The following is a 24,191-nucleotide window of genomic DNA, read 5'->3' on the forward strand; positions in this document are numbered from 1 at the left end:
CAGGAATCCAGTGCCGCATAGGGCAACGCCCGAAACCCTGGGTTCCTGCGTACGCAGGAACACGGCGGATGGCGTCAGTGCCCGTCCCCCGGCGTTTCCATCAGTTCGACCAGCACCCCGCCGAAGTCCTTGGGGTGGACGAAGACGATCGGCGTGCCGTGCGCGCCGATGCGGGGTTGCCCCAGGATCGTCGCGCCCTTCGCCGTCAGGTCGGCGACGGCGGCGGTGATATCGGGCACCTCGAAACAGACGTGATGCTGGCCGCCGGCGGGGTTCTTGCGCAGGAAACCGGCGATCGGCGAGGCGTCGTCATAGGGTTCGATCAGCTCGATCTGGGTATTGGGCGCGTCGATGAAACACACCTTCACGCCCTGCGCCGGCAGGTCGAACGGCTCGCCGATCACGGTCGCGCCAAACAGGGTGCGGTAGGTTTCGATCGACTGCGCGATAGACGGCGTTGCGATGCCGATGTGGTTGAGGCGGCCTAGGGTCACAACCTAAAATCGCTCTTTTTCATGTTCAAATCACTAGCCAAGCTGCTGAGCAACTTCTTGTAAGCCGCCATTATTTCGGTACAGTTGTCTTCCTGCGTAAAACAATCAGACCAATTATCATCTCCGCCCTCCTTGCGGTACATTGAAAATGTCCTCAACGAAGCATCTTTTCCCCAACCCCCAAACATTGAAAAACAAGCTGATATGAATCGATCATATTGCTTGTTGAATTCCGCACTAAATACCGGCCTATATGTGTACACATGTCTATCTAATTCACGCTTACGCACTATTACATCTGCCGGCGTATGATCTTTCCACGACCCGACATAAAGAAAATACGAATATATATCGTTCAGTTTAAAACCTATATCTTTGTATAGCTGAAACCTTGTTTCACTCGTGCGCTTCTGCTCGTCGAGTGACCGCTCAAAATGCTTCGGACGCTTATTAAGCTTAAAACCAATAATTGCGAGCGCAGCAGGTGTCGTTAGGCTTGCTAATACGCCAATTAAGGCAATCCAATCACGCGCAATCATAGCGGGATGTTGTCATGCTTCTTCCACGGGTTTTCCAGCTGTTTGCCGCGTAGCTTCCGCAGGCCCAGCGCGATACGCCGCCGGGTGGAGTGGGGCTGGATGACCTCGTCGATGAAGCCCTTGGAGGCGGCGACGAAGGGGTTGGCGAAGCGGGCCTCGTATTCGGCGGTGCGTTCGGCGATTTCCTCGGGCGTCTTGCCCCGGAAGATGATCTCGACCGCGCCCTTGGCCCCCATCACCGCGATTTCGGCGGTGGGCCAGGCGTAGTTGAGGTCGCCGCGCAAATGCTTGGAGGCCATCACGTCGTAGGCGCCGCCATAGGCCTTCCGCGTGATGACGGTAATTTTCGGCACGGTCGCCTCGCCGTACGCGAACAGCAGTTTCGCGCCGTGCTTGATGATGCCGCCCAGCTCCTGCGACGTGCCGGGCAGGAAGCCGGGGACGTCGACGAAGGTGACGATGGGGATGTCGAACGCGTCACAGAAGCGGACGAAACGCGCCGCCTTTTTCGACGCGTTGATATCGAGCACACCGGCCAGCACCATCGGCTGGTTCGCGACGAAGCCGACGGTCCGCCCCTCGATCCGGCCGAAGCCGGTGATGATGTTGGCGGCATGGGCGGGCTGCGTCTCGAAGAAATCGGCCTCGTCGACGACCTTCCGGATCAGTTCGTGCATGTCATACGGCTGGTTGGCCGAGGCCGGGATCAGCGTGTCGAGGCTGTCCTCCTGCCTGTCCCAATCGTCGGCGGTCGGCCGTTCGGGCACGCCGTCCCGGTTCGAGGCGGGCAGGAAATCAATGAAATCACGCGCGGCGAGCAGCGTTTCGATGTCGTTCTCGAACGCATTGTCGGCGACGCTCGTCTTGGTCGTGTGGGTGATCGCGCCGCCAAGCGCCTCCTGGGTCACGACCTCGTTGGTGACGGTCTTCACCACGTCGGGGCCGGTGACGAACATGTAGGACGAATCCTTCACCATGAAAATGAAGTCGGTCATCGCCGGCGAATAGACCGCGCCGCCCGCGCACGGCCCCATGATGAGGCTGAGCTGCGGAATGACGCCGCTGGCGAGCACGTTGCGCTGGAATACGTCGGCATAGCCGCCAAGGCTTGCTACACCCTCCTGAATCCGCGCGCCGCCGCTGTCGTTCAGGCCGATGATCGGCGCGCCGACCTTCATCGCCATGTCCATGACCTTGCAGATCTTGCGCGCATGGGCGGCGGACAGCGAGCCGCCGAACACGGTGAAATCCTGCGAAAAGACAAAGACAAGGCGACCGTTGATCGTGCCCGATCCGGTGACGACGCCGTCACCCGGAATCTTCTGCTCCGCCATGCCGAAATCGACACAGTCATGTTCCACGAACATGTCGAGTTCCTCGAACGAATCCTGATCGAGCAGGATGTCGAGGCGTTCGCGGGCGGTGAGTTTTCCCTTGGCGTGCTGGGCGGCGATACGCTTATCGCCGCCCCCTGCTCGGGCTGCCGCGCGCTTCGTCGCGAGCTCTGTGGTCGTCGACACGTTGCATCCTCCCGGCGCGGTGAAGCCCCCCTGCACCGTCGATGAACGACGGGCAACTGTGAAGTTGTGAAGTTGCGAAGGATGATTTTGCGAAGTATCGAAGGCGGCATGGCCGAACGATCCCCGCCCCGCACCCGAATCTATGCCGGTGAGAACCTGCGCGCGCTGCGCCATGCCGGCGGCCTGAACCAGCGGATGATGGCCGCAAAATTGGGCATATCGGTCAGCTATTTATCACAGCTGGAAAGCGGGGAACGGCCGCTGACGACCAGCGTGCTGGCCGCCCTTGGCCGCCATCATCCGGCCACGCTGGCGATGATCGAGGGCGAAGGCCCGGCCCGGCGGCTGGCCGCGCTGAGCGCCGCGCTGGCCGATCCGTCGCTGGCCGGCGCGCTGCCACCCGAAACGATTGCGAAGCTGGCGGAGGAACGGCCCGAGGTCGCCGACCGGATCGTCGCGATGCACCGGGCGATGCGCGCGGCCGAGGAACGGTTGCAGATCGCCGAGGAAACGATGGTCGCGGGATCGGCCGCGCGTCTGCCGTGGGAGGATGTGCGCGACTGGTTTCACGAGGCGGGCAATTATGTCGACGACCTGGACCGCGCGGCCGAGGCGCTGGCCGCCGAGATCGGGTCGCCGTTGCCCGACGAGGCGGCGCTGGTCGAGGCGCTGCACGCGCGCGGCCTGACGCTGGCGCGCGACGCGGACGAGGACGCGCCGCTGGCCCGGGTCGATACCGAACACGGCCTGCTGGTGCTGAAATCGACGCTGACGGCGGAATCGCGACGGTTCCTGATCGCCCACCGGCTGGGGGCGATCGCGTTTGCCGACACGATCGACGCGCTGGTGCGCGTGGCCCCGCTGGGCAGCGAGGAGGCGCGACGGCTGTTGCAGGTCGGGCTGGCCAATTATGCGGCGGGTGCGCTGACCATGCCGTACACCGCGTTTCGCGATGCGGCGCGGGTGGTGCGGCACGATATCGACCGGCTGTCGCGGCGCTTCGGGGTCAGTTTCGAACAGGCGTGCCACCGGCTGTCGACGCTGCAACGTCCGGCGGCGGCGGGGATCCCCTTCTATTTCTGCCGGGTCGACATGGCCGGCAACATCACCAAGCGCCATTCGGCGACGCGGTTGCAGTTCGCGCGCTTCGGCGGCGCGTGTCCCTTGTGGATCGTGCACGAGGCGGTGGCGATCCCCGACCGGATCCAGGTGCAGCAATCGCAGACGCCCGACGGCGTGCGTTATGTGTCGATGGCCAAGGGGCTGGTGAAGCCGTCGGGCCGCTTCACCCGCAACCCGCGCCGCTACGCCGTGCTGCTGGGCTGCGAGATGGAGAATGCGGGCGATTTCGTCTATGCCGACGTGATCGACACGGCAGCGGTGCCGACGATGATCGGCATATCCTGCCGCCTGTGCCCGCGCGACGATTGCGACCAGCGCGCGTTTCCGCCCGCCGACCGGCATATCACGGTCGATACCGACCGGCGCGACGTGGTGCCGTACCGGGTGGTGTGAAGGGCCGGGCGCTAGGGCCGCAGCTCCGGGATCAGCCAGACCTGCGCCACCTGATGGCCGCGCCCGCCGCCGCCGACGCCAGGCGGGCGGGTCCAGGCGAGGTCGAGCGTGCCGCTGGCGGTCGTCGCCGGCGGGAGCGCGATTTCCACCGTCATCGGATTGGTCGTGCGCGCCATGGGCGCGTGGAGTTCGACCGCGCCATTGGCGACGAGGCGCATCGGCAGGGCGTAATCCTCCCCCGCATAGGTCGCGACGAGACGGTAGCGGCGGGTACGGTCGAGGCCGACGTAACGCAGCCGGATCGGCGCGTCATAGAGCGTTTCGGCATAGCTGATGTCCGCCATGCGCCAGCCGTCGTCGGGCAGGCGGTCGGCGATACCGTCGATCGCGGTGGCGTACATCTGCGGGTCCGACGCGAAGCCGCTCCCGCGCACCAGATGCGGTTCGTTGGCGGGGTCGCCGAGGTCGTCGTAGAGCGCGCCGTCGCGCTGCCGCCAGGGATCGCCGATCGCGGCCAGCGCGGTGCGGCGGGCGGTCTCGTCGGGCAGTGCGAGGGCCGCGGCGATGTCGCGTTCGACAGCGGTGCGGTCGTTCAGTTCCACGTCGGCACGGTCGAGATTGGCCCCGCGCTCCCAGTTCGACGCGCCGTATCTGGCGACGCTGGTCTGGAGCCGGACCGACTGCCACAGGCGGTCGGCGAGCGCGGACAGGCGCAGGCGCAGGGCGATCGTGATGGCGTCGTCGTCGCCTTGCGCATAGGCGAAGCGCGCGTCAGCGGCGGCGGCCTCCGCCCCCACGGCGGGCGCGAAGCGCAGATCGTAGAGCGCGGTTGCCTGATTGTCCTTCGCGCGGGCCAGCCGGCGGCGGACGAGCGCGTCGTACACGCCGCGATACTTCGCCATGTCGAGCCGCCAGTCGGCCCAGGGCGCGGGGCGGATCGCGTCTAGTGCCGCGAGCGTCGCGTCGATGCCGGGGTTGAGGCTGGGGTCGCCCCTCCAACTGGCCTCCAGCGCGAACTGGGTGGCGGCGAAGGCGGGGTCGCCGACGAACATGCGGGCGTAATCGGCGACGGCGGTGTGCGGATCGGGCGTCCCCTGCCAGCCGAAGCGAAACCAGAGCAATTGGTTCAGGTCGTCGTTCACCCCTTCGGAATAGGTGACGAAGCCGCGGGTTGCGCCGGCGAAGTGGCCGAAGATGGTGGCGTAGCCGTCCGGGCGCGGGTTGATCGGCTCGCGGCCCTGCGTCAGCGCGAAGGCGGGGTGCCATTCAGGCACCGGGAATTGCGCGTGCATCGTGTGGCCGATGTCGGGGTAGAGTTCGAGTGGGTAGCGCGTTGGGATGCGGCGACGCTGCACGTCGAGCGGATCACGGGTCTGGGGTCCGACGAAGACGCCGGTCAGCCAGCGGGGGTGCCGCGCGAGTTGGGCGTAGAAGGCGGTCAGGCCGGCGGCGTCGAACCCTTGCGTCGAGACCAGCACCTCCGCCTTCGGGAAGCGGCGGCGCAGGGTCGTGGCGGCGCGGGCGACGATCGGGAACAGCCGGTCGGGCGCGGTGTGGCCGGGGTCGCCGCCGGGAACGTAGAGCGCGTCGATCCGGGGCAGCGCCTTCACCAGCGCGGCAAAGCGGGCGAGTTCGGCCGCCGTCGCGCCCACTTTGTCGTAATCGCCGACCAGCGGGTAATAAAGCGCGACGTCAAGGCCATAGGTCGCGGCGATCCTTGCGATACCCTGCAACGTCGGCAGTGGCGGTGCGGGGAAAAGCGGACTGGTCGCCACGTCGTCGGAGACGGGCGCGATGAGCTGGATCCGGTTCGCGCCGAACAGCGCGAAATCCTCGATCCGGCGGCGGAAGCGCGGCAGATCCCACGCGTCGTAGGTGTTGTTCTTGTAGCGGTAACCGATCTGGGTCGCGCGGATGGCTTGCGTGGGAGCGTCGTCGAGGCGCGTCGGTGGGTCGAGCGTCGTGCCTTGCGCGGATCGGAGGAACCAGCCCACGGCGTAAGTGCGCGCGCGGACGGTGGGCGCGCTCAGGACCAGCGCGTGGGTGGGGCCGGCGGTTAGGGTGCGGACGGCGAAACCTTCCGCTGGCTGGCGGGTGGGGCGGGTTTTGGCCCATGCGGCGCGTAAGGGCGCGGAGAGCAGGCTTGCGACCTGTGCGGGCGTGGCGAGGACGATGCGGGTGGTGGCGGTGCCGCATTCACCGATCTTTGGCGGTGGGGCGGTTTCGGGGCCAGACAGCGCGGGACCGGACCTCGCCCTGTGCCGGGGATCGGTCGGGGGGATGATGGTCGTCCGCTCGGCGAGGCGGGTGGCGAGCAGGGTCGCGGCGGGGTCACTCGGGGCGGCGGCGATGCAGGTGGTCGCGTAGTTGTGGGCGGCGGCTGGGGTGGCGAGGAGGGCGAGAGCGAGTATAATTCCTCCCCGGCACGGGGAGGGGGACCATGCGCAGCATGGTGGAGGGGGAGCGCCACAAACGACATCTCCTGTGGCGCTCCCCCTCCACCACCGGCTACGCCGGCGGTCCCCCTCCCCATCCTGGGGAGGAATTGCGTTGTCCTCCCTCACGCCGGGCGGTCCGTTTTCGCCGCGCCGAACGTCCTGTTCGGCGTCGCCCCCATATCAAACGCCAGCGTGCCGCCCTTCACCAGATCCGCATGGGCGATCCAGCTTTTCGTCCACGGTTTCCCGTTCCACGTCACCCGCTGGACATAGGGGCGGTCGGGGGCGTTGCCGCGCGCCTCGACCACCAGGGTGCGTCCGGCCCCGACCTTCACCTCGGCGCGGTCGAACAGGGGGGAGCCGAGGACATAGGTCGCGCTGACCGGGTCGACCGGATAGAAGCCGAGCGCGGAGAGGATGAACCACGCGCTCATCTGGCCGCAGTCGTCGTTGCCGATAATGCCGTCGGGATCGGCCTTGTACATGGTCGTCAGCAGGCGGCGGACCATGGCCTGCGTCTTCCACGGCGCGCCGCAATAGGCGTACATATAGGCGACGTGATGGCTCGGCTCGTTGCCGTGCGCGTACTGGCCGACCAGCCCGGAAATGTCGGGCGGTGCGTCGGCGGGCAGCGTCGAGGGGGCGGCGAACAGCGCGTCGAGCTTCGCCTCGAACGCCGCGTCGCCGCCCATCGCCGCGATCAGGCCGTGGATGTCGTGCTGGTTCAGGAACGTCGCCTGCCAGCCATTGCTCTCGGTATAATCGCGCCACTTCTTCGAATGGCCGAGCTGGATCGGATCATAGGGCGCGGTCCATGTGCCATCCGACAGGCGGGGCCGCGCAAAGCCGATCGAGGCGTCGAACACATTGCGCCAGTTGCCCGACCGCTTCCGCAACCGCGCGGCGTCCGCCGTGGCCCCGGCCACGTCGGCGATGTGGGCGGAGGCGTAATCGTCATACGCATATTCCAGCGTGCGCGAGACGCTTTCGAACACCGTGTCGGCGGGCACATAGCCCTTTTCGTCATAGGGGCGGATGCCGCGGCTGTTGTCGAGGTCGGGCGTGGTGAAGTCGAACGAGCGTTTCGCGATGCCGGGCCAGGCAGCGGCATAGTCGGCGGGGATACCCTTCGCCCGCGCCTCGGCCAGCACCGGCACCGCGTGCCAGCCGATCATGCAGCCGGTCTCCACCCCCTGCAACGGCCAGACGGGCGGGCCGAACGGACTTTGCTGCGTCTGGCGGATCAGGTCGGCGACCAGTTCCTGCGCCCGCGCCAGCTGGATCAGGGTCAGCAGCGGGTGCAGCGCGCGATAGGTGTCCCAGAGCGAATAGGTGCTGTAGGCCCTACCCTTCCCCTCCAGCCTGTGCGCCTTGCGGTCCAGGCCGACGTAACGGCCATCGACGTCGGAGAACAGCGTCGGCGCGAGCAGGCTGTGATAGACCGCGCTGGCCATGATCGTGCGCTGGTCCGGCGTGCCGCCGCTGACCTTGACGGTGCCGAGGTGGTCGGCCCAGATTTTGGCGGCGGCGGTGCGGCGGCGGTCGAAGTTCCAGTCGGTGCCTTCCGCCTTCAGGTTCGCGCGCGCACCCGCCACGTCGACCGCGGAAATGCCGCAGCGGACCAGCAGCGGGGCCGCGCCGGCATCGTCATAGTGGAGCACCGCCTTCAGCCGCTTGCCCGTAACCCCGGTCGCGCCGGCGGCGGCGGGCGCGTCGTCATCACCGTAGAAGGCGATGCGGTCGGGCTTGCGCGACAACTGCATCGCGAAGTGGATGCGGCGACCCTTGGCCCAGCGGAACACGCGGCGACCACCGGTCAGCGTGCCGTCGGCGTCGATGGTCAGGCTGGCGTCGTCCATCAGCGGCGGGGCGTTCGGTCCCTCCATCACCAGATGCGACAGGTCGATCAGGATGTGGCCGGGGCCGGCCGGGAAGGTGTAGCGGTGCCAGCCGGTACGCTCGCCCACCGTCAGTTCGGCGCGAACGCCGGATTCCAGCGCGACGCGGTAATAGCCGGGTTCGGCCAGTTCGGCGCTGTAGCGCTGGCGATAGCCCTTGTCGGGTTCGTCGAGCGGGCCGGGCTGCAACTGCACCGCCCCGCGCGTCGGCACGACCAGCACGTCGAGCATGTCGCCGATGCCGGTGCCCGACAGATGGGTGTGCGAGAAGCCCATGATCGAGCCGTCGCCCTTGTGATACCCCGAACACGTCGCCCAGCGCGCGGTGTCGGTATCGGGGCCAAGCTGCACCATGCCGAACGGCAGCGCCGCGCCGGGATAGGTATGGCCGTCGCCGCCGGTGCCGATGAACAGGTCGGCGCGGGCGGCCTGTGGGCGCGGGGCGGCGCCCGCGAGCGGCCCGGAAACGCTGGAGGCGACGATGGCGAGACCGGTGCCGGACAGGAGCGCGCGGCGGGTGGGGTTGGTCATGGTCGGCTTCCTGACTTTCTGTGTATCTATATCCTCCGTTCATCCTGAGTAGGGGCTGAGCCTGGCGAAGACCCGTATCGAAGGACAGGCTGGGATGCAGGACCTGTCCCTCGATACGCCACTTCGACGTCGCTCAGTGGCTACTCAGGACGAACGGATGGGCAATGGATGTCTGGTTCACCCCACCACCCCGGGGCGGGTCTTCACCAGCCCCAGCATCATTTCCCCGAACAGCCCGTTGGCCCAGGCGAACCATTCGCGGGTGAACTTGGCCGGATCATCCATGTCGAACGCCTCGTGCATGAAACCTGTCCCGGCGTGGCTCGCCTTCAGCCAGCCGAGGCACTGGCGGATCGTGGCGTCGTCGGTGGCGTTCATCGCGCGCATGATGATCGCCATCGGCCAGATCATGCGCAGGCCGACATGCGGGCCGCCGATGCCCTCGGCCGCCTTCCCCTTGAAGAAATAGGGATTGCGGTCGCTCCACGCGCGGTCGGCGGTGCGACGCCAGACGGGGTCGGCGGCGTCGACGCAACCAAGATAGGCAAGGCCCGACAGGCTGGGGACGTTGGCGTCGTCCATGAAGACCGCATTGCCATAGCCGTCGACCTCATAGGCCCAGACGGTCTGCCCGTCGGTGTCGCGCATCTGGCCGTATTTACGCAACGCGGCGGCGACCTCGTCGGCGAGCGCGATCGCGTCGGCGGCGAGCGCGGTGTCGCCGCGCGCCTCGCCGGCGACGATGGCCAGCTGGCGCAGCGCGGTCACCGCGAACAGGTTGGCGGGGATGAACAGCGGATAGAGGCAGGCGTCGTCGGAGGGGCGGAACATCGAATGGATCAGGCCGACCGGTTTTGCCGGCGGACCGAAGCCGTCGAGCATCAGGCTTTCGTGCGGGATCGGCGACGACCGGCGGAAGCTGTAGGGTCCGGGGCCGTCCTTTCGTTGCTGTTCGCTGAATGTCCGGATCGAGGCGCGGGCGGCGTCCGCCCACAGCGCGTCGAACGGCACCGCGTCGCGGGTTTCGCGCCAGTAATTATGGGCGAGGCGCATCGGGTAGCAGAGCGAATCCACCTCCCATTTGCGTTCGGCGACGCCCGGTTTCATGACCGTCTGATCCTGCAGCGCCCAGCTCAGGTTCGTTTTGGCGGTCGGATCCTTCATGAACGCGTTGGCGTACGGGTCGATCAGGATGCAGCGCGCCTGTCGGGCGATGAGGCCGCGAAAGACGTCGCGCAAGGCTTTATCCTCGCGCACCAGATGGAGGTAGGGCTGCATCTGCGCCGAGCTGTCGCGCAGCCACAGGCAGGGGATGTCGCCGGTGATGACGAAGGCGTCGGGCCTGCCGTCGACCGTCCCCATCTCGACCGTGGTGTCGAGCGTGTTGGGGTAGCAGTTCTGGAACATCCAGCGCAGTTCGGGCTCGGCGATCTTCGCGGACACGCGGGCGATCTCGCGTTCGACCGCCTTGCTGGTGAACTTTCGCGCGGAGGGAACCGGGCGCTTGCTGGCGAAGGCGGGTGCGGCCGCGCGAAGCGGGGTGGCGGCGGCGAAGGCGGTAGCCCCGGCGGCGGCGATCAGCGTGCGGCGGTCGATCATTTCGGCAGCTCCTGATGTCCCGTGATCGTGAACGCGGCGTCGACCCCGGCCCCGTCGCCGGGCTGGCCGCCGCCGACGTGCAGGGCATAGTCGCCGGCGACGATCCGCCGCGTGCCGTCGCGCGCGACCGTGCTGAGGGTGCGCGGGTCGAGCGTCAAGGTCACGCGCCGGGTTTCGCCGGGTTTCAGCATGACCCGGGTGAAGCCGGCAAGCTGGCGCTGAAGCACGGGATCGTTGAACCCGCCGATCCTGCGCAGAGCCGCGGGCGGCGTAACATAGGCCTGCACCACTTCCTCGCCGGCGTAACGACCGTTGTTGGTGACCTGGGCCGTGACGGTCAGGGCCTTGCCGGCGGCCAGCGTCGCGGGGACGGCGGGCGCGGCATAGGCGAACTGCGTATAGCTCAGGCCGTGGCCGAAGCCCCAGAGCGGCGTGCCGGTGAAATAGCGATAGGTCCGCTCGCGCATGTTGTAGTCGATGAACGCGGGCAGATCGCGCGTGCGCGCGTAGAAGGTGACCGGCAGGCGACCGCTGGGGTTGTTCACGCCCGTCAGCGTATCGGCGATCGCCTGACCGCCCGCCTGCCCCGGATACCAGCCGGCCAGCACCGCGTCGGCGTTGTCCTTTGCCCAGTTGAGCGCGACCGCGCTGCCCGACAGCAGGACGACGACCAGCGGCTTGCCCGTCGCCTTCGCGGCTTCGAGCAGTCTTACCTGCGCGGCCGGCAGCGCGATGTCGGTGCGGTCGCCGCCGGAGAAGCCCGCGACCTCCAGCTGCAACGCCTCGCCCTCGACCGCCGGGGACAGGCCGACGAACGCGACGATCGCGTCGGCATCGGCGGCGACGGTGGCGACCTCGGCGGCTTGCGCGGCGGGCGGCGCGATCCAGGTCAGGCGGATGCCCTGATCCTCGCCGCTGCGGGCGTAGTCGACGCGGATCGGGTGGGGTGCGGTGTCAGCGAAGGTGACGACCGTCTCGACGTTCGATCCGCTGCCGTCGTCGGTCAGGACGGGTTTGCCGTCGATCCACAAGGACGACGGGTCGTGGCCCTTGCAGTCGAAGCAGCGCGGGATGTCGAGCCGCAGCGTATAGGTACCGGGCGCGGGCGGCGTGATCGTGCCGGTCCAGCGCGCGCCGAAGCGCGTCGGGTCAAGGCCGGCGGGGGCGGTGCGGTCCCAGTTATAGTCGATCCGGCGTTCGGTGCGGGTGACCTTCGGCGCGCCGGTGAACGCGGGGTCGGTATAGAATGCGCCGGTCAGGTTCAGCGCGGTTTCGGGGACCGGCACCGGCACCCCTTCCGCCAGCGTGCCGCCCTGCGCGTAGCGGACGGCAAAGACCTTGCGCAGCGCGTCGAGCGGGGTCACCGGCGCGGCGGCGGTGCCGTGGTAATTGCCCTCCAGCACGTCGAGGCTGTCGGCGTTGGGGCCGATCACCGCGATCCGCGCGCCCGGTTTCAGCGGCAGGCGGCCATTGTTCTTCAGCAGGACGATGCTCTTGCGCGCCGCCTCCAGCGCCAGCGCGCGGTGTTCAGGCGTGTCGACCTGTCTGGGCGAGATCCGGTCCCACGGGCTGGTCTGGCCGAAAGCACCACCAAGCGCGGCACGAACCGCGAAGGTGCGGGCGAGTGCGGTATCGACGGTGGCCATGTCGACCAGCCCGCGCGACAGCGCCTCAGGGATCGCGGCGTAGGTGCGGCCGCAATTCAGGTCCATGCCGTTCTTCAGCGCCACCGCCGATGCCGCCGCCGCGTCGGCGCTGTAATGATGGTAGAAGGCGATATTGCCGATCGCATCGCAGTCCGACACGACCAGCCCCTTGAAGCCCCAGTCGCGGCGGACGCGGTCGTTGAGCAGCGGACCGGACGCGCAGACCGGTACGCCGTGGATGGAATTGTACGCGCACATCGTCGACAGCGCCTGCCCTTGGGTCAGGGCCATGCGGAAGGCGGGCAGATACGTCGCCTCGCGGTCGTAGGGGCTGATGTCGACGTCGAACGCGTCGCGCCCCGCCTCCGGCCCGCTATGCGCCGCCAGATGCTTTGGCGTGGCGATGACGCGGGGGTGGCGCGGGTCCGGCCCCTGCAGGCCGCGGACATAGGCGACGCCGAGCGTGCCGGTCAGCACCGGATCCTCGCCATAGGTTTCCTGCCCACGGCCCCAGCGCGGATCGCGGAAGATGTTGATGTTGGGCGACCAGATGGTCAGGCCCTGATAGCGTTGCCGGCCGCCGGCGGGCAGGCCGTTCGAGCGCGCCCGCGCCTCGGTCGACACGACGGTGCCGATGCGGGTGACGAGGTCGGGATCCCAGGTCGCGGCCAAACCGATCGCCTGCGGAAAGACGGTGGCGACGCCGTTGCGCGCCAGGCCGTGAAGCGCCTCGTTCCAGTAATCATAGGCGGGCAGGTCGTGCGCGGGCAGTGCGACGGTGGTCGACTGGAGCTGCGCCGCCTTTTCCTCCGGCGTCATGCTGGCGATGGCGCGGGCAATGCGGTCGGTCGCGTCCCTCGGCAGCGCGAAGACCGTGTCCGGCCCCGGCAGCGGAGCCGGATCGGCCGGGGTTGCGGTCGACAATGCGGTGGTGGCCAGCAGGGCCAGAAGAATGGTCACGGCTTTACCTCACCGGTCAGCGTGCGCAGGCGCAGCGCGGTCTTCAGTTGTGCCGACGAGGCCGCCGACGTGACGGTCACGGCGATGCTCTCGCCCGGCAGGATATCGACGCTGTTGTCGGACAGCGTCGCGTCGATCCCGGTGAAGTCGATCCACACCGCGCGGGCCAGCGCCTTCGCGGTCAGGGTCAGCGTGCGGCCGTCGTCGCTCCAGCGCGCGGTCAGGCCGGGATCGGGCAGCGTCATTGCCTTGGGTGGCAGCGCGGTGACGATCCGGCGCGCGGCGACGGTGTCGCCGGTCATCAGCTCGACCACCGCGATCGTCGTCCGTGGGTCGCCACCCTTGAACAGCGCGGCATCGGCCAGCTTTGCGGCCACGCTGGCCGACAGCGGTGCGAGGGTCACGGTCGCGCCGTTCTCGCCCAGCACCCGGCCGCCGACGTCCATCGTCCGCACCCGCCAGCGCGCGCGGGTGGCGACGGCGGCATCGGAGATGGTGCTGATCGTCGTGGTCGCGTCTTTACGCTCGGCATTGATCGCGAGGGGGGCGAAGAAACGGCGGGCGTGATAGTTCAGCGCCTTCCACCGTCCGTAATAATCGACGCTGGACCAGGACGCGCCGGGCCAGACGTCGTTCAGCTGCCAGTAGAGCGATCCCATCGTCACCGGGCGGCAGGCGCGGTGGTGGAGTGCGGCAAGCGCGATCCCCTCTGCCTGCATCACCTGGCTGAGATAGACGAACTCGGCGAAGTCGCGTGGCGTGCGGTAATTCTGTTCGATATAGAACAGCAGCCGGTCGTTGCCCTCGCCCTTCAGGAACTTCTGGTGCGATTTCATGACCGGCGAGGTGGCGGACAGGTCGCCGGGCTTCGCAAAGGCTTGGACCGTCTTCATGTCGGGCATGGCTTGCAGGCCATATTCGGACATGAAGCGCGGGCAGCTGTCGAGATACGCCTCGACCGGCTTCTTGCCGCCCCAGACGTCCCAGTAATGCCGGTCGCCGTCGAAATCCTGATCGGGCTTGCCCTCGTAATTCGCGCTGGGCGACCCGGGCCAGTAGACCGCATCCGGGTCACGCCGTTCGGCCGCGTCGCGCAACACCCGGTCGAACAGGATCGCCATGCCGACGCCGACCTTTTCCTGTTCGTCCGCGCCGACCGCCTTCTTGAACGCGGTGCGGTCGCTCCAGCCCTCCCAGCCGGACAGGACTTCGTTGTTGCCGGCCCACAGCACGATGGAGGGGTGTGCCTGCAACCGGTCGACCTGTTCCTCCGCCTCGACCTTCACGTTTTCGCGGAAGTCGCGGTCGTATGGCGTGATCGCGCCACCGAACATGAAGTCCTGCCACACCATCAGGCCCATCCGGTCGGCGGTGTCGTAGAACGCATCGTCGAGATAATAGCCGCCGCCCCAGACGCGGATCATGTTCATGTTGGCGTCGCGCGCCGACCCCAGCACCTGCGCGATCTGGCTTTCGGGCACGCGCGCGGGGAACATGTCGAACGGGATCAGGTTGGCGCCCTTGGCGAAGATGGGGATGCCGTTGACCTTGATGCCGAAGCCTCTGCCGATCGCGTCCTTCTCGCGCATCAGTTCGACGGTGCGCAGGCCGGTGGATTTTGCAGCGCTGTCGAGTGCCCCGCCCTGACCGTCCAGCAGCGTCGCGGCGACACGGTATAGCGGCTGCGCGCCATACCCGACCGGGAACCAGCGTTTCGGCTGGAGAATCGTGACGGGCAACGACAGGTGGTTCGCGCCCTTCGCCAGCGTGACGGTGTCGGTGGTGGTCCGTGTCCCGCCGTCGGGCGTGGTCACGGTGATGCGGATCGGGTGCTTGCCCTCCACGTCGGCGACCACGTCGAGTTCGGCGGACAGCCGCGCCTCGCTGGCGGCCAGCGTCTGCTGGGTCACGCGCAGCGCGTCGATGCGGGCATCGTCCCACGCGTCCAGCCGGACGTCGCGCCATGGCCCCACCGTGACGATGCGCGGACCCCAGTCCCAGCCCCAGTGATATTTCGGCTTGCGGATATAGGGCGAGGTCTGCTTGCCCGCGGGTTCGTCGCCGAACATCGAATCATATTCGCCGGGCAGCGAATGGGGCGTGGCCAGCACCATCGGCTGCACCGCCCTGATCGGCGATTTGAAGGCGATGACGATTTCGTTCGCGCCCGCCTTCACCACGTCCTTCACGGGCACCCGCCAGCGCCGATGCGCGTTGTCGGTCGCGGCCAGCTTCACGCCGTTGACGCTGACCTGCGCGAACGTGTCGAGGCCGTCGAACACGAGGTCGAGGTGATCGCGGGCCAGCATCTCACGGGTGACGGTCAGCGTGCGGCGATACTGCCAGTCGGTCAGGCCGACCCACTGGATCTGCGCCTCGTTCAGGCCGACATAGGGGTCGGGCACCTGGCCATTTGCGATCAGGTCCTGCTGCACGCTGCCGGGCACGCGGGCGGCAAACCAGCGCGCGGCCTTCGGATGCGCCCTGGCGGCGGCGGTATCGGCGGGGTCGATCCGTGCCTGCCAACCCGTCGTCAGCGGCTGCGCGTCGCGCGGGGCGGCGAGCGCGGCGGAGGCGGTACAGGTGAGCAGCAGGGCCGCAAGACGAAGAACGGTCATGGTCTGGTCGACTCCCTGTAAAACGCGCCGGGCCGGTCCGTCGCGATGCCGATCGTCCTTGCTGTGGACCGGTCACCGCGTTGCCGTCATTCGCCCCGCGTGGTGCCACAATGGTATTATCATTTGACGCCGGGTTGCAAGCAATGTGTAACCAATGTTGGATTTGCAGATTGACGGCCGCTTGACCGGCGATGGATCCCCGCGCGACCATCTGGCGCCTGCCGATATGTCCTGGAGACCGGAAATGCTCGAAATCTGTGTCGATGACCATGCCGGACTCGATGCCGCGATCGCCGGCGGGGCGGACCGGATCGAACTGTGCGGTGCGCTGGCCATCGGCGGAATCACGCCGTCCGCCGGGTTGATCGCGGCGGCGGCGGCGGTATCGATCCCGGTCCATGCCCTGCTGCGGCCACGCGGCGGCGACTTCGTCCATGACGCGCAGGAGGAAGCGATCCTGGCCGCCGATCTCGATCAGGTGGCCACAGCCGGGCTGGCCGGGATCGTCATCGGCGCGACGACCGCCGGAGGCGCGCTCGACGAAGCCCTGCTCGCGCGGCTGATCGCGCGGGCGCGCGGCTGGAACGATCGCCGCGCCACGCCGCTGTCGATCACGCTGCACCGCGCGTTCGACCGGTGCGTCGACCAGCCGGCCGCGCTGGAGACGGCGATCGCGCTGGGGTTCGACCGGATCCTGACATCGGGCGGCGCGGTGACCGCGCTGGCCGGGCGCGACCGGATCGCGGCGCTGGTCGGGCAGGCCGGCGGCCGGATCGGGATATTGCCCGGCAGCGGGGTCAATGCGGATACCGCCCCGGCGATCCTGACCACCGGCGTATCGGAACTTCATGCCTCCTGCGGTGTTCCAGTGGCGCAGGATCCCGCTCTTGTCGCCATGGGATTCAGTCCGGCCGAGGCGCGGCGGACCGACGCCGCCGCCGTCGCGGCCCTGAAAGCGATCCTTGTGGAACCCGCGCGAAAACTTCGCTTGAGCAAGACCAATTCATAACATATGATCCAGCACCATAGCGGCCAGACGCGGTCTTTCGACCCGCCCTGCCGCCAGTCCGCACAGGGAGATCGGATGTCGTTTTCCGCCAGCATTGGCCGGTTCCGCAGTGGCAATCCAGCCCCTCTGTATGTGCAGTTGCAGCAGTTGATCCGCGACGCCATCAACCGCAACCTGCTGACGCAGGACGAGGCGATTCCCGCCGAACGCGACCTGGCCACCGAGTATGACGTGTCGCGCATCACGGTGCGCAAGGCGATCGGCGGACTGGTCGAGGAAGGCCTGCTGACGCGGCGACGCGGAGCGGGCACCTTCGTCGCGGCGCGGGTTGAAAAGAGCTTTTCCAAGCTGTCGTCCTTTTCCGAGGACATGGTCGCGCGCGGTCGCAAGCCAAGCAGCGTGTGGGTCAGCAAATCGGTCGGCACGGTCACGCCCGAGGAGGCATTGTCGCTGGGCCTGTCGCCGGGTGCGGAAGTCTATCGGTTCCAGCGGCTGCGCTATGCCGACGACGTGCCGATGGCGCTGGAATATTCGACCATCGCCGGCTTCTGCCTGGAAAACGAGGATGCGGTCGACGTGTCGCTGTACGAGGCGCTGACCGCGTCGGGCAATCGCCCGGTGCGCGCGTTGCAGCGGTTGCGCGCGGTGCCGTTCAACGGCGAACATGCGCGGATGCTGAACGTCGATGCGGGCCATGCCGGACTGTTCATCGAACGGCGCGGCTATCTGCGCGATGGGCGGACGGTCGAGTTCACGCAATCCTATTACCGCGGCGATGCCTATGACCTGGTCGCCGAACTGAACGACATCTGACGCCGGAAAGCCGGCGGCGACGACATCCGGGAAACCGGCACACTGCATGCCGGGGACCGGCGGGGGGAAGAATTGAGCGTGACCACCGACAGCCCGGAACGGGCCACCCAGGCGCGCGCCGAGGCGACGCTGATGCATCGGGAGGCGGCCGAGGCCGGTGCGTCGGTCGCCCGCCTGCTGCGCGAGAATGCGGACACGATCGCGACGCTGGCGCAGCGGTTGCGGGCCGATCCGCCGGCCGTCGTCGTAACCTGCGCGCGCGGGTCGTCGGACCATGCCGCGACGTACGGCAAATACCTGCTGGAAACGCTGGTCGGCGTGCCGGTCGCGTCGGCCGCACCGTCGGTATCGTCGGTCTATGCCGCGCCGGTCGCGGCGGGCAGCGCGCTGTGCATCGCGGTGTCGCAGTCGGGCCGCAGCCCCGACCTGCTCGCGACCGTCAAGGCGCAGGCCGAGGCCGGCGCGTATGTCGTCGCGCTGGTCAACGACGAGGCCTCGCCGCTGGCGCAGATGGCCGATGTGCTGATCGGATTGAAGGCCGGGCCGGAGACGTCGGTGGCGGCGACCAAGTCGTATATCACCGCGCTGGCCGGTTTCGCCGCGATCGCCGCCGGCTGGTCGCAGGATGAGGCGCTGACCACCGCGTTGCAGGGTCTGCCCGCGCAGCTGGAAACGGCGTTCGATCTCGACTGGACCTGTGTCGCGGACTCGCTGGTCGATGCCAACAACCTGTTCGTGATCGGCCGGGGCTATGGCTATGGCGTGGCGCAGGAAGCGGCGCTGAAGCTGAAGGAGACGTGCGCGCTCCATGCCGAGGCGTTCAGCAGCGCCGAGGTCCGCCATGGGCCGATGGCGATCGTCAACGAAGGCTTTCCGTTGATCGCCTTCGCCACCTCCGACACCGCCGGGGACGGCGTGCGCGAAGTTGCGACCGAGTTCGCGGCGCGCGGCGCGGTGGTCAATCTGGTCGATGCGTCCGCACCCCTGACCCATGCGCCCGCCGCGATCGGCGCGCATCCGGCGCTGGAGCCGATCCTGATGATCCAGAGCTTTTACCGGATGGCCAACATGCTGTCGCTGCGCCGCGGGTTGAACCCCGATGTGCCGCCGCATCTGAGCAAGGTGACGAGCACGCTATGAACCGGATCTGCTTTTCCAACGGGCGGATCGTCACCGCCGACGGCGTCGTCGACCGGATCGTCCTGACACTGGACGGCGGGCGGATCGCTGCACTGTCGGCCGGGGGGGACGCCGACCGGACGATCGACCTTGATGGCGGCTGGATGATGCCCGGCTTCATCGACACGCAGGTGAATGGCGGCGGCGGCGTCCTGTTCAACGACGACCCCACGCCAGAGGGCGTCGCGGCGATCGCGCGCGCGCACATGCCCTATGGCACCACGGCGATGCTGCCGACGCTCATCAGCGACGATCCGTCCGTCATCGCGCGCGCGCTGGATGCGGTGGATGCGGCGATCGACGCGGGCACGCCCGGTATCGTCGGCGTGCACATCGAGGGGCCGTTCCTGAACGTGTCGCGCAAGGGCATCCACGATTCCAGCAAGTTCCGCCGGCTGGATACCGACACGATGGCGCTGCTGACGCAAGGCCGGCGTGGCCGGGTGATGCTGACGCTGGCCCCCGAGCTGGCCGATCCGGCGCAGATCCGCGCGCTGGCGGAGGCCGGCGTGCTGGTCTGTGGCGGCCATACCGATGCGACGTATGAGGAAACCATGGCCGCGATCGACGCGGGCCTGCGCGGTTTCACGCACCTGTACAACGCGATGTCGCCGCTGAAGCACCGCGCGCCCGGCGTGGTCGGCGCGGTGCTGGACGACCAGACGACCTGGGCCGGCCTGATCGTCGACGGCGCGCATCTGCACCCCGCCGTCATCCGCATCGCGATGCGCGCGCGGCCGGTCGACCGGCTGATGCTGGTGACCGACGCGATGCCGACGGTCGGCCAGGCGGACAAGCGCTTCACGTTGCAGGGCAAGGCGATCACCGTCGAAAACGGCGTGTGCGTCAACGCCGACGGTACGCTGGCGGGGTCCGACCTCGACATGGCGACGGCGGTGCGCAACATGGTGGCGACGACCGGCACCGCACCCGAAACAGCGGCGGCGATGGCGTCGACCTATCCGGCGGCGTTCCTGCGGCTGGACGACGAGCGCGGCAGCATCGCGGCCGGCATGGTCGCCGACTGGGTGACGCTGACCGCCGGTTTCACGGTAACCGGCACCTGGATCGGCGGCGAGCAGGTCCACGCCGGCGAATAAGACCGAAATACTACCTTTGTAATACCATCGTGTGACAATTGGCTTGCCAACGCGCGCCTGCCCTGTAGATTTCAAGACCGGGGCCGGGGCGAATGGTGAAGCCGGCCGGCTTGGGGATCGACGCGCATGGCCGATATCATCCTGACAGCACCGATGCAGGGCTGGGCCTGCGGGCTGGACGTCGTGCCCGACCCGGTCTTTGCCGGGTGCCTGCTGGGGGATGGGCTGGCGATCGACCCGACCGGCGACACGCTGCACGCGCCGTGCGACGCCGTGGTGATCGCGCTGCACGACAGCCATCACGCGGTCACGCTGCGCACGGCCCACGGGGCCGAGATCCTGATGCATATCGGCCTCGACACGGTGGCGCTGAACGGTGTCGGCTTCACGCCCAAGGTCGCGGTCGGGCAGTCGGTGCGGGCCGGCGACCCGCTGATCGCGTTCGACCTCGACGCGCTGGTCCGCGCCGCGCCGGCGGTGGTCACGCCGATCATCATCACCAATGGCGACCGGTTTGCGATCACCGGACGGCGGGATGCGGGCGCGGTGGCGGTGGGGGATCGGTTCCTGACGATCGTCGCGACCGGCACCGTGGCGGACGAAACCGTCGAACCGGCGACAGGCGAGATGTTGCGGCACGACCTGACCGTGGCGCTGGCACACGGACTGCACGCACGCCCTGCCGCGCGGATCGGCGCCTGCGCGCGCGGGTTCGACGCCACGCTGCATCTGGTCCACGGCGACCGTGATGCCGTGGCGACCAGCGCGGTCGGCATCATGGCGCTGGGCATCCGGCATGGCGACACGATCGCGATCACTGGGACCGGTCCCGACGCGCAGGCCGCAATCGACGCGGTCGCCGCGCTGATCGCCAGCGGCATGGGCGAAGGCAGCGACACCGCCGCCGCCTCGCTTCCGCCGCCCGCCCCCGCGCCCACGCCCGCGCCCGCCGCGATCGAGGGTGCGCTGACCGGTGTGCTGGCCGCGCCCGGTCTGGCGATCGGCGTCGCCGGCGTGCTGAAGGTGCCCGACATCGTGGTGCCGGTCGACGGACGCGGGACCGAGGTCGAACGGCCAAGGCTGGACGCGGCGCTGGCGGCGGTCGCACAGGCCATCGCCGCGCGCGCCGCGACCCTGCCGGTCGAGCAGCGCGCGATCCTCGACGCGCACCGCGCCTTCATCGAGGATCCCGACCTGATCGGCGCGGCGCGGGCGCAGGTGGCGCAAGGCCGCGACGCTGGCTTCGCCTGGCGGCAGGCGATCCGGGTGCAGAGCGACATCCTGCGCAGCATCGGCGACGCGCGACTGGCCGAGCGCGCCGACGACCTGCTCGATCTGGAACGTCAGGTGCTGCACCATCTTGCCGGGATTACCGACACGGCGGCGCGGTTCGCGCCGGGCACGATCCTGCTGGCCGACGACCTGTTGCCGTCGCAGGTCATCGGGCTGGATATCGCCAACGTCGTCGGCCTGTGCGTCGAGCGGGGCGGCCCGACGTCGCATGTCGCGATCCTGGCCGCGACCATGGGCCTGCCCGCGCTGGTGGCGATGGGACCGGTGCTGGACGGGATCGCCGCCGGCACGCCGCTGATCCTCGACGCGGATGCGGGGATGCTGCACGTCGATCCACCGGCCGCGATGCGCGAGACGACCGCCGACCGCGTCGCCGCCGCCGCCGCCCGGCGCAGCGCCGCGCTGGCCGCCGCCGGCGACGAATGCCGGACCGCCGACGGCGTGCGGATCGAGGCGTTCGCCAATCTGGGGTCCGCCGCCGACGCCGCGCTGGCGGTGACCAATGGCGCGGAAGGCTGCGGCCTGCTGCGCACCGAGTTCCTCTTCCTCGACCGTGACGCTGCCCCCGACGAGGACGAACAGGCCGCGACCTATCAGCGGATCGCCGACGCGCTGGAGGGACGACCGCTGATCGCCCGCCTGCTCGATATCGGCGGCGACAAGCCCGCGCCCTACCTGCCGATCGCGGCGGAGGAGAACCCGGCGCTGGGCCTGCGCGGTATCCGCGTCGGGCTGGCCATGCCGGACGTGCTGGACGTGCAGTTGCGCGCGCTGCTGCGGGTGGTCCCTGCCGGCCAGCTGCGGATCATGGTGCCGATGATCGCCAGCCTGGACGAACTGCGCCGGGTGCGCGCCGCGCTCGACCGGGCGAAGGCGGCGATGGGCATCACGCACGGCGTCGCCCTGGGCATCATGGTCGAGACGCCGGCCGCCGCCGTGACCGCCGACCTGCTGGCGGCGGAGGCCGATTTCCTGTCGGTCGGCACCAACGACCTGACGCAATATACGCTGGCGATGGATCGCGGCAATCCGGCGGTCGCGGCCGGAATCGACGGGCTGCACCCGGCGGTGCTGCGGCTGATCCGCCAGACCTGCGCGGGTGCTGCGGCCTATGGCAAGTGGACCGGGGTCTGCGGGGGGCTGGCCTCCGACCCGCTGGCGATCCCGATCCTGATCGGCCTTGGCGTCACCGAATTGTCGTCTGCGCCCGCGCTGGTGCCGCAGGTCAAGGCGCTGGTCCGCACGCTGACGCTCGACGCGACCCGCGCGCATGCCGACGCGGTCTGCGCGCTGTCCTCCCCCGCCGACGTCCGCGCGGCGGCCATAGCCTTTCGTCAGGAGCACGGCGCATGAAGTCCGCGATCGCGATCCTCCAGCCACTCGGCCGCGCGCTGATGCTGCCCATCGCCGTCCTGCCGGTGGCCGGGCTGCTGCTGCGGCTGGGGCAGCCCGACCTGCTCGACATCGCCTTCGTCTCGGCGGCGGGCGATGCGATCTTCTCCAATCTGGGCCTGTTGTTCGCGATCGGCGTTGCGGTCGGCTTTGCGCGCGATGGCAACGGCGCGGCGGCGCTGGCGGGCGTCGTCTGTTTCCTGGTGTCGACCAGGGGCGCGCAGGTGTTCCTGACCGTGCCGGCGGATGCCATCGCCGGGCTGATCGCGCCCAACAGCGACATCGTCGCGGCGGCGTGGAAGGCCAAGGCCATCGCCAAGCTGGAGGTGCCGATCGGCATCGCATCGGGCCTGATCGGCGGGATCTTCTACAACCGCTATTCGACGGTCAAGGTGCCGGAATATCTGGCCTTCTTCGGCGGGCGACGGTTCGTGCCGATCGTCAGCGGGCTGGCAGGTCTGGGCATCGCCGCGCTGGTCGGGCTGGGCTTTTCGGGGATCGACGCGGGCGTCGATGCGCTGAGCCGCAGCGTCGTGGCCGCAGGGCCGGCGGGACTGTTCCTGTTCGGCCTGTTCAACCGGCTGCTGCTGGTGACCGGACTGCACCATATCCTGAACAACGTCGTGTGGTTCGTGGTCGGCGATTTCCACGGGGCGAACGGCGAATTGCGCCGGTTCTTCGCAGGCGACCCGACCGCCGGCGCGTTCATGGCCGGGTTCTTCCCGGTCATGATGTTCGGCCTGCCCGCCGCGTGCCTTGCCATGTATCACGCCGCCGCGCCCGCGCGTCGCAAGGCGGTGGGGGGCATGTTGCTGAGCCTCGCGCTCACCTCGTTCCTGACCGGCGTGACCGAGCCGATCGAGTTCAGCTTCATGTTCCTGGCCCCGCTGCTCTACGCGCTGCACGCGGTGCTGACCGGCGTGGCGATGGTCGTCATGGACATGCTGGGGGTGAAGCTGGGCTTCGGCTTTTCGGCCGGGCTGTTCGATTACGTCCTGAACTTCGGCAAGGCGACGCGGCCGTTGCTGCTGCTGCCGGTCGGCGCGGTCTATGCAGCGGTGTATTACTCCGTATTCCGCTACGTCATCCGCCGGTTCGACCTGCCGACGCCGGGACGCGATGCGGAAGCACCGGTCGATGCCGCGCCGGTCGCCGCCAGCGAGCGCGGGGCGGCGTTCGTCGCGGCGCTGGGGGGATCGGCGAACCTGACCAGCATCGGCGCGTGCACCACCCGGTTGCGGCTGATGGTCGCGGACCAGTCCGTGATCGACGAACCGCGGTTGAAGGCGCTGGGGTCGCGTGGCCTCATCAAGCCATCGGTCAACGCGGTGCAGATCGTGCTGGGGCCGGTCGCCGATCAGGTCGCGGTCGAGATGCGCGACGCGATCGCGGCCGGGCCGGTGGTGGCACCCATTGCCGTCGCGGCACCGATCGCGGCCAAGGCACCCGCCTTCGCGTTGGACCCGGTGCTGGCCAAGGCGCTGGGCGGGGCGGGCAACATCACCGACGCCAGCCGCCATGCCGGGCGGATCCGGGTCACGCTGGCCGATCCGGCGGCGCTGTCGGAAAGCGCGCTGACCGCCGCCGGGGTGCGCGGGGTTGCACGGCCGGCACCCGGCGTCGTCCATCTGCTGGTCGGCTGATCGC

At 68.7% G+C, this 24,191-nt stretch carries 16 protein-coding genes; 8 read left to right on the top strand and 8 right to left on the bottom strand.

What is annotated here, in order from left to right:
- Positions 1-74: 74 nt before the first annotated feature.
- The 3 genes from mce to ASE75_RS13140 are packed head-to-tail and all read right to left on the bottom strand — an operon-like array spanning position 75 to position 2,553.
- The gene (gene mce / locus ASE75_RS13135) at positions 75-494 is read right to left on the bottom strand and encodes a methylmalonyl-CoA epimerase (protein ID WP_055934280.1); all 420 of its coding nucleotides are present in this window, start codon (positions 492-494) and stop codon (positions 75-77) included.
- Complete coding sequence (locus ASE75_RS15590; RefSeq protein ID WP_156340469.1) at positions 491-1,033, bottom strand: hypothetical protein; 543 nt, start codon at positions 1,031-1,033, stop codon at positions 491-493. Before ASE75_RS15590 ends, mce begins: the two co-directional genes overlap by 4 nt.
- Positions 1,030-2,553 (bottom strand): acyl-CoA carboxylase subunit beta, encoded by a 1,524-nt coding sequence (locus ASE75_RS13140; protein ID WP_055934283.1) that lies wholly within the window; start codon positions 2,551-2,553, stop codon positions 1,030-1,032. Before ASE75_RS13140 ends, ASE75_RS15590 begins: the two co-directional genes overlap by 4 nt.
- Before the next feature lie 108 nt (positions 2,554-2,661).
- Between ASE75_RS13140 and ASE75_RS13145 the strand changes: the two genes are divergently transcribed.
- A complete protein-coding gene (locus ASE75_RS13145; protein WP_055934286.1) occupies positions 2,662-4,068 on the top strand; it encodes a helix-turn-helix domain-containing protein in 1,407 nt (468 codons plus the stop codon).
- Positions 4,069-4,079: 11 nt separating this feature from the next.
- On the opposite strand, the gene ASE75_RS13150 is transcribed toward ASE75_RS13145, so the two are convergent.
- Entirely contained in the window at positions 4,080-6,062 is a 1,983-nt protein-coding gene (locus ASE75_RS13150; RefSeq protein ID WP_055934289.1) for a hypothetical protein, read from the bottom strand.
- Between the two features lie 166 nt (positions 6,063-6,228).
- On the opposite strand from ASE75_RS13150, the gene ASE75_RS16070 reads away from it, so the two are divergent.
- Positions 6,229-6,435, top strand: a complete 207-nt coding sequence (locus ASE75_RS16070) for a hypothetical protein (RefSeq protein WP_156340471.1) — start codon at positions 6,229-6,231, stop codon at positions 6,433-6,435.
- A 193-nt stretch (positions 6,436-6,628) separates the two neighbouring features.
- On the opposite strand, the gene ASE75_RS13160 is transcribed toward ASE75_RS16070, so the two are convergent.
- From ASE75_RS13160 to ASE75_RS13175, 4 genes are all read right to left on the bottom strand, one after another.
- The gene (locus tag ASE75_RS13160) at positions 6,629-8,935 is read right to left on the bottom strand and encodes a GH92 family glycosyl hydrolase (protein ID WP_055934295.1); all 2,307 of its coding nucleotides are present in this window, start codon (positions 8,933-8,935) and stop codon (positions 6,629-6,631) included.
- A gap of 177 nt (positions 8,936-9,112) precedes the next feature.
- A complete protein-coding gene (locus tag ASE75_RS13165) occupies positions 9,113-10,534 on the bottom strand; it encodes a glycoside hydrolase family 125 protein (protein ID WP_055934297.1) in 1,422 nt (473 codons plus the stop codon).
- Positions 10,531-13,140 (bottom strand): glycoside hydrolase family 3 C-terminal domain-containing protein, encoded by a 2,610-nt coding sequence (locus ASE75_RS13170; protein ID WP_235512744.1) that lies wholly within the window; start codon positions 13,138-13,140, stop codon positions 10,531-10,533. The genes ASE75_RS13165 and ASE75_RS13170 overlap by 4 nt, the downstream gene beginning before the upstream one ends.
- Positions 13,137-15,758, bottom strand: coding sequence for a beta-mannosidase (locus tag ASE75_RS13175; protein ID WP_055934300.1), 2,622 nt, complete (start codon positions 15,756-15,758; stop codon positions 13,137-13,139). Before ASE75_RS13175 ends, ASE75_RS13170 begins: the two co-directional genes overlap by 4 nt.
- 244 nt (positions 15,759-16,002) lie before the next feature.
- Between ASE75_RS13175 and ASE75_RS13180 the strand changes: the two genes are divergently transcribed.
- From ASE75_RS13180 to nagE, 6 genes are all read left to right on the top strand, one after another.
- Positions 16,003-16,767 carry a copper homeostasis protein CutC gene (locus ASE75_RS13180; RefSeq protein ID WP_156340473.1) on the top strand — a complete coding sequence of 255 codons (765 nt, stop codon included), beginning with the start codon at positions 16,003-16,005 and terminating at the stop codon, positions 16,765-16,767.
- A 75-nt stretch (positions 16,768-16,842) separates the two neighbouring features.
- Positions 16,843-17,580 carry a GntR family transcriptional regulator gene (locus ASE75_RS13185; protein ID WP_055934303.1) on the top strand — a complete coding sequence of 246 codons (738 nt, stop codon included), beginning with the start codon at positions 16,843-16,845 and terminating at the stop codon, positions 17,578-17,580.
- A gap of 132 nt (positions 17,581-17,712) precedes the next feature.
- Positions 17,713-18,720: an SIS domain-containing protein gene (locus ASE75_RS13190; RefSeq protein WP_055934560.1), complete on the top strand. Its 1,008-nt coding sequence runs from the start codon at positions 17,713-17,715 to the stop codon at positions 18,718-18,720.
- Positions 18,717-19,859: an N-acetylglucosamine-6-phosphate deacetylase gene (gene nagA, locus ASE75_RS13195; protein ID WP_055934306.1), complete on the top strand. Its 1,143-nt coding sequence runs from the start codon at positions 18,717-18,719 to the stop codon at positions 19,857-19,859. Before ASE75_RS13190 ends, nagA begins: the two co-directional genes overlap by 4 nt.
- Positions 19,860-19,985: 126 nt before the next feature.
- A complete protein-coding gene (ptsP, locus tag ASE75_RS13200; protein WP_055934310.1) occupies positions 19,986-22,505 on the top strand; it encodes a phosphoenolpyruvate--protein phosphotransferase in 2,520 nt (839 codons plus the stop codon).
- Positions 22,502-24,187 carry an N-acetylglucosamine-specific PTS transporter subunit IIBC gene (gene nagE, locus ASE75_RS13205; protein WP_200922367.1) on the top strand — a complete coding sequence of 562 codons (1,686 nt, stop codon included), beginning with the start codon at positions 22,502-22,504 and terminating at the stop codon, positions 24,185-24,187. The genes ptsP and nagE overlap by 4 nt, the downstream gene beginning before the upstream one ends.
- Positions 24,188-24,191: the final 4 nt, after the last annotated feature.

The sequence above is a fragment of the Sphingomonas sp. Leaf17 genome (genome assembly GCF_001421505.1).
Lineage (GTDB): Bacteria > Pseudomonadota > Alphaproteobacteria > Sphingomonadales > Sphingomonadaceae > Sphingomonas.

What these genes read in the sequence shown, in the direction of transcription:
- ASE75_RS15590 (WP_156340469.1), bottom strand. Translation starts at nt 1,033, where the DNA reads ATGATTGCGCGTGATTGGATTGCCTTAATTGGCGTATTAGCAAGCCTA.
- ASE75_RS13145 (WP_055934286.1), top strand. Translation starts at nt 2,662, where the DNA reads ATGGCCGAACGATCCCCGCCCCGCACCCGAATCTATGCCGGTGAGAAC.
- ASE75_RS13160 (WP_055934295.1), bottom strand. Translation starts at nt 8,935, where the DNA reads ATGACCAACCCCACCCGCCGCGCGCTCCTGTCCGGCACCGGTCTCGCC.
- ASE75_RS13165 (WP_055934297.1), bottom strand. Translation starts at nt 10,534, where the DNA reads ATGATCGACCGCCGCACGCTGATCGCCGCCGCCGGGGCTACCGCCTTC.
- ASE75_RS13175 (WP_055934300.1), bottom strand. Translation starts at nt 15,758, where the DNA reads ATGACCGTTCTTCGTCTTGCGGCCCTGCTGCTCACCTGTACCGCCTCC.
- ASE75_RS13180 (WP_156340473.1), top strand. Translation starts at nt 16,003, where the DNA reads ATGCTCGAAATCTGTGTCGATGACCATGCCGGACTCGATGCCGCGATC.
- ASE75_RS13185 (WP_055934303.1), top strand. Translation starts at nt 16,843, where the DNA reads ATGTCGTTTTCCGCCAGCATTGGCCGGTTCCGCAGTGGCAATCCAGCC.
- ASE75_RS13190 (WP_055934560.1), top strand. Translation starts at nt 17,713, where the DNA reads ATGCATCGGGAGGCGGCCGAGGCCGGTGCGTCGGTCGCCCGCCTGCTG.
- nagA (WP_055934306.1), top strand. Translation starts at nt 18,717, where the DNA reads ATGAACCGGATCTGCTTTTCCAACGGGCGGATCGTCACCGCCGACGGC.
- ptsP (WP_055934310.1), top strand. Translation starts at nt 19,986, where the DNA reads ATGGCCGATATCATCCTGACAGCACCGATGCAGGGCTGGGCCTGCGGG.
- nagE (WP_200922367.1), top strand. Translation starts at nt 22,502, where the DNA reads ATGAAGTCCGCGATCGCGATCCTCCAGCCACTCGGCCGCGCGCTGATG.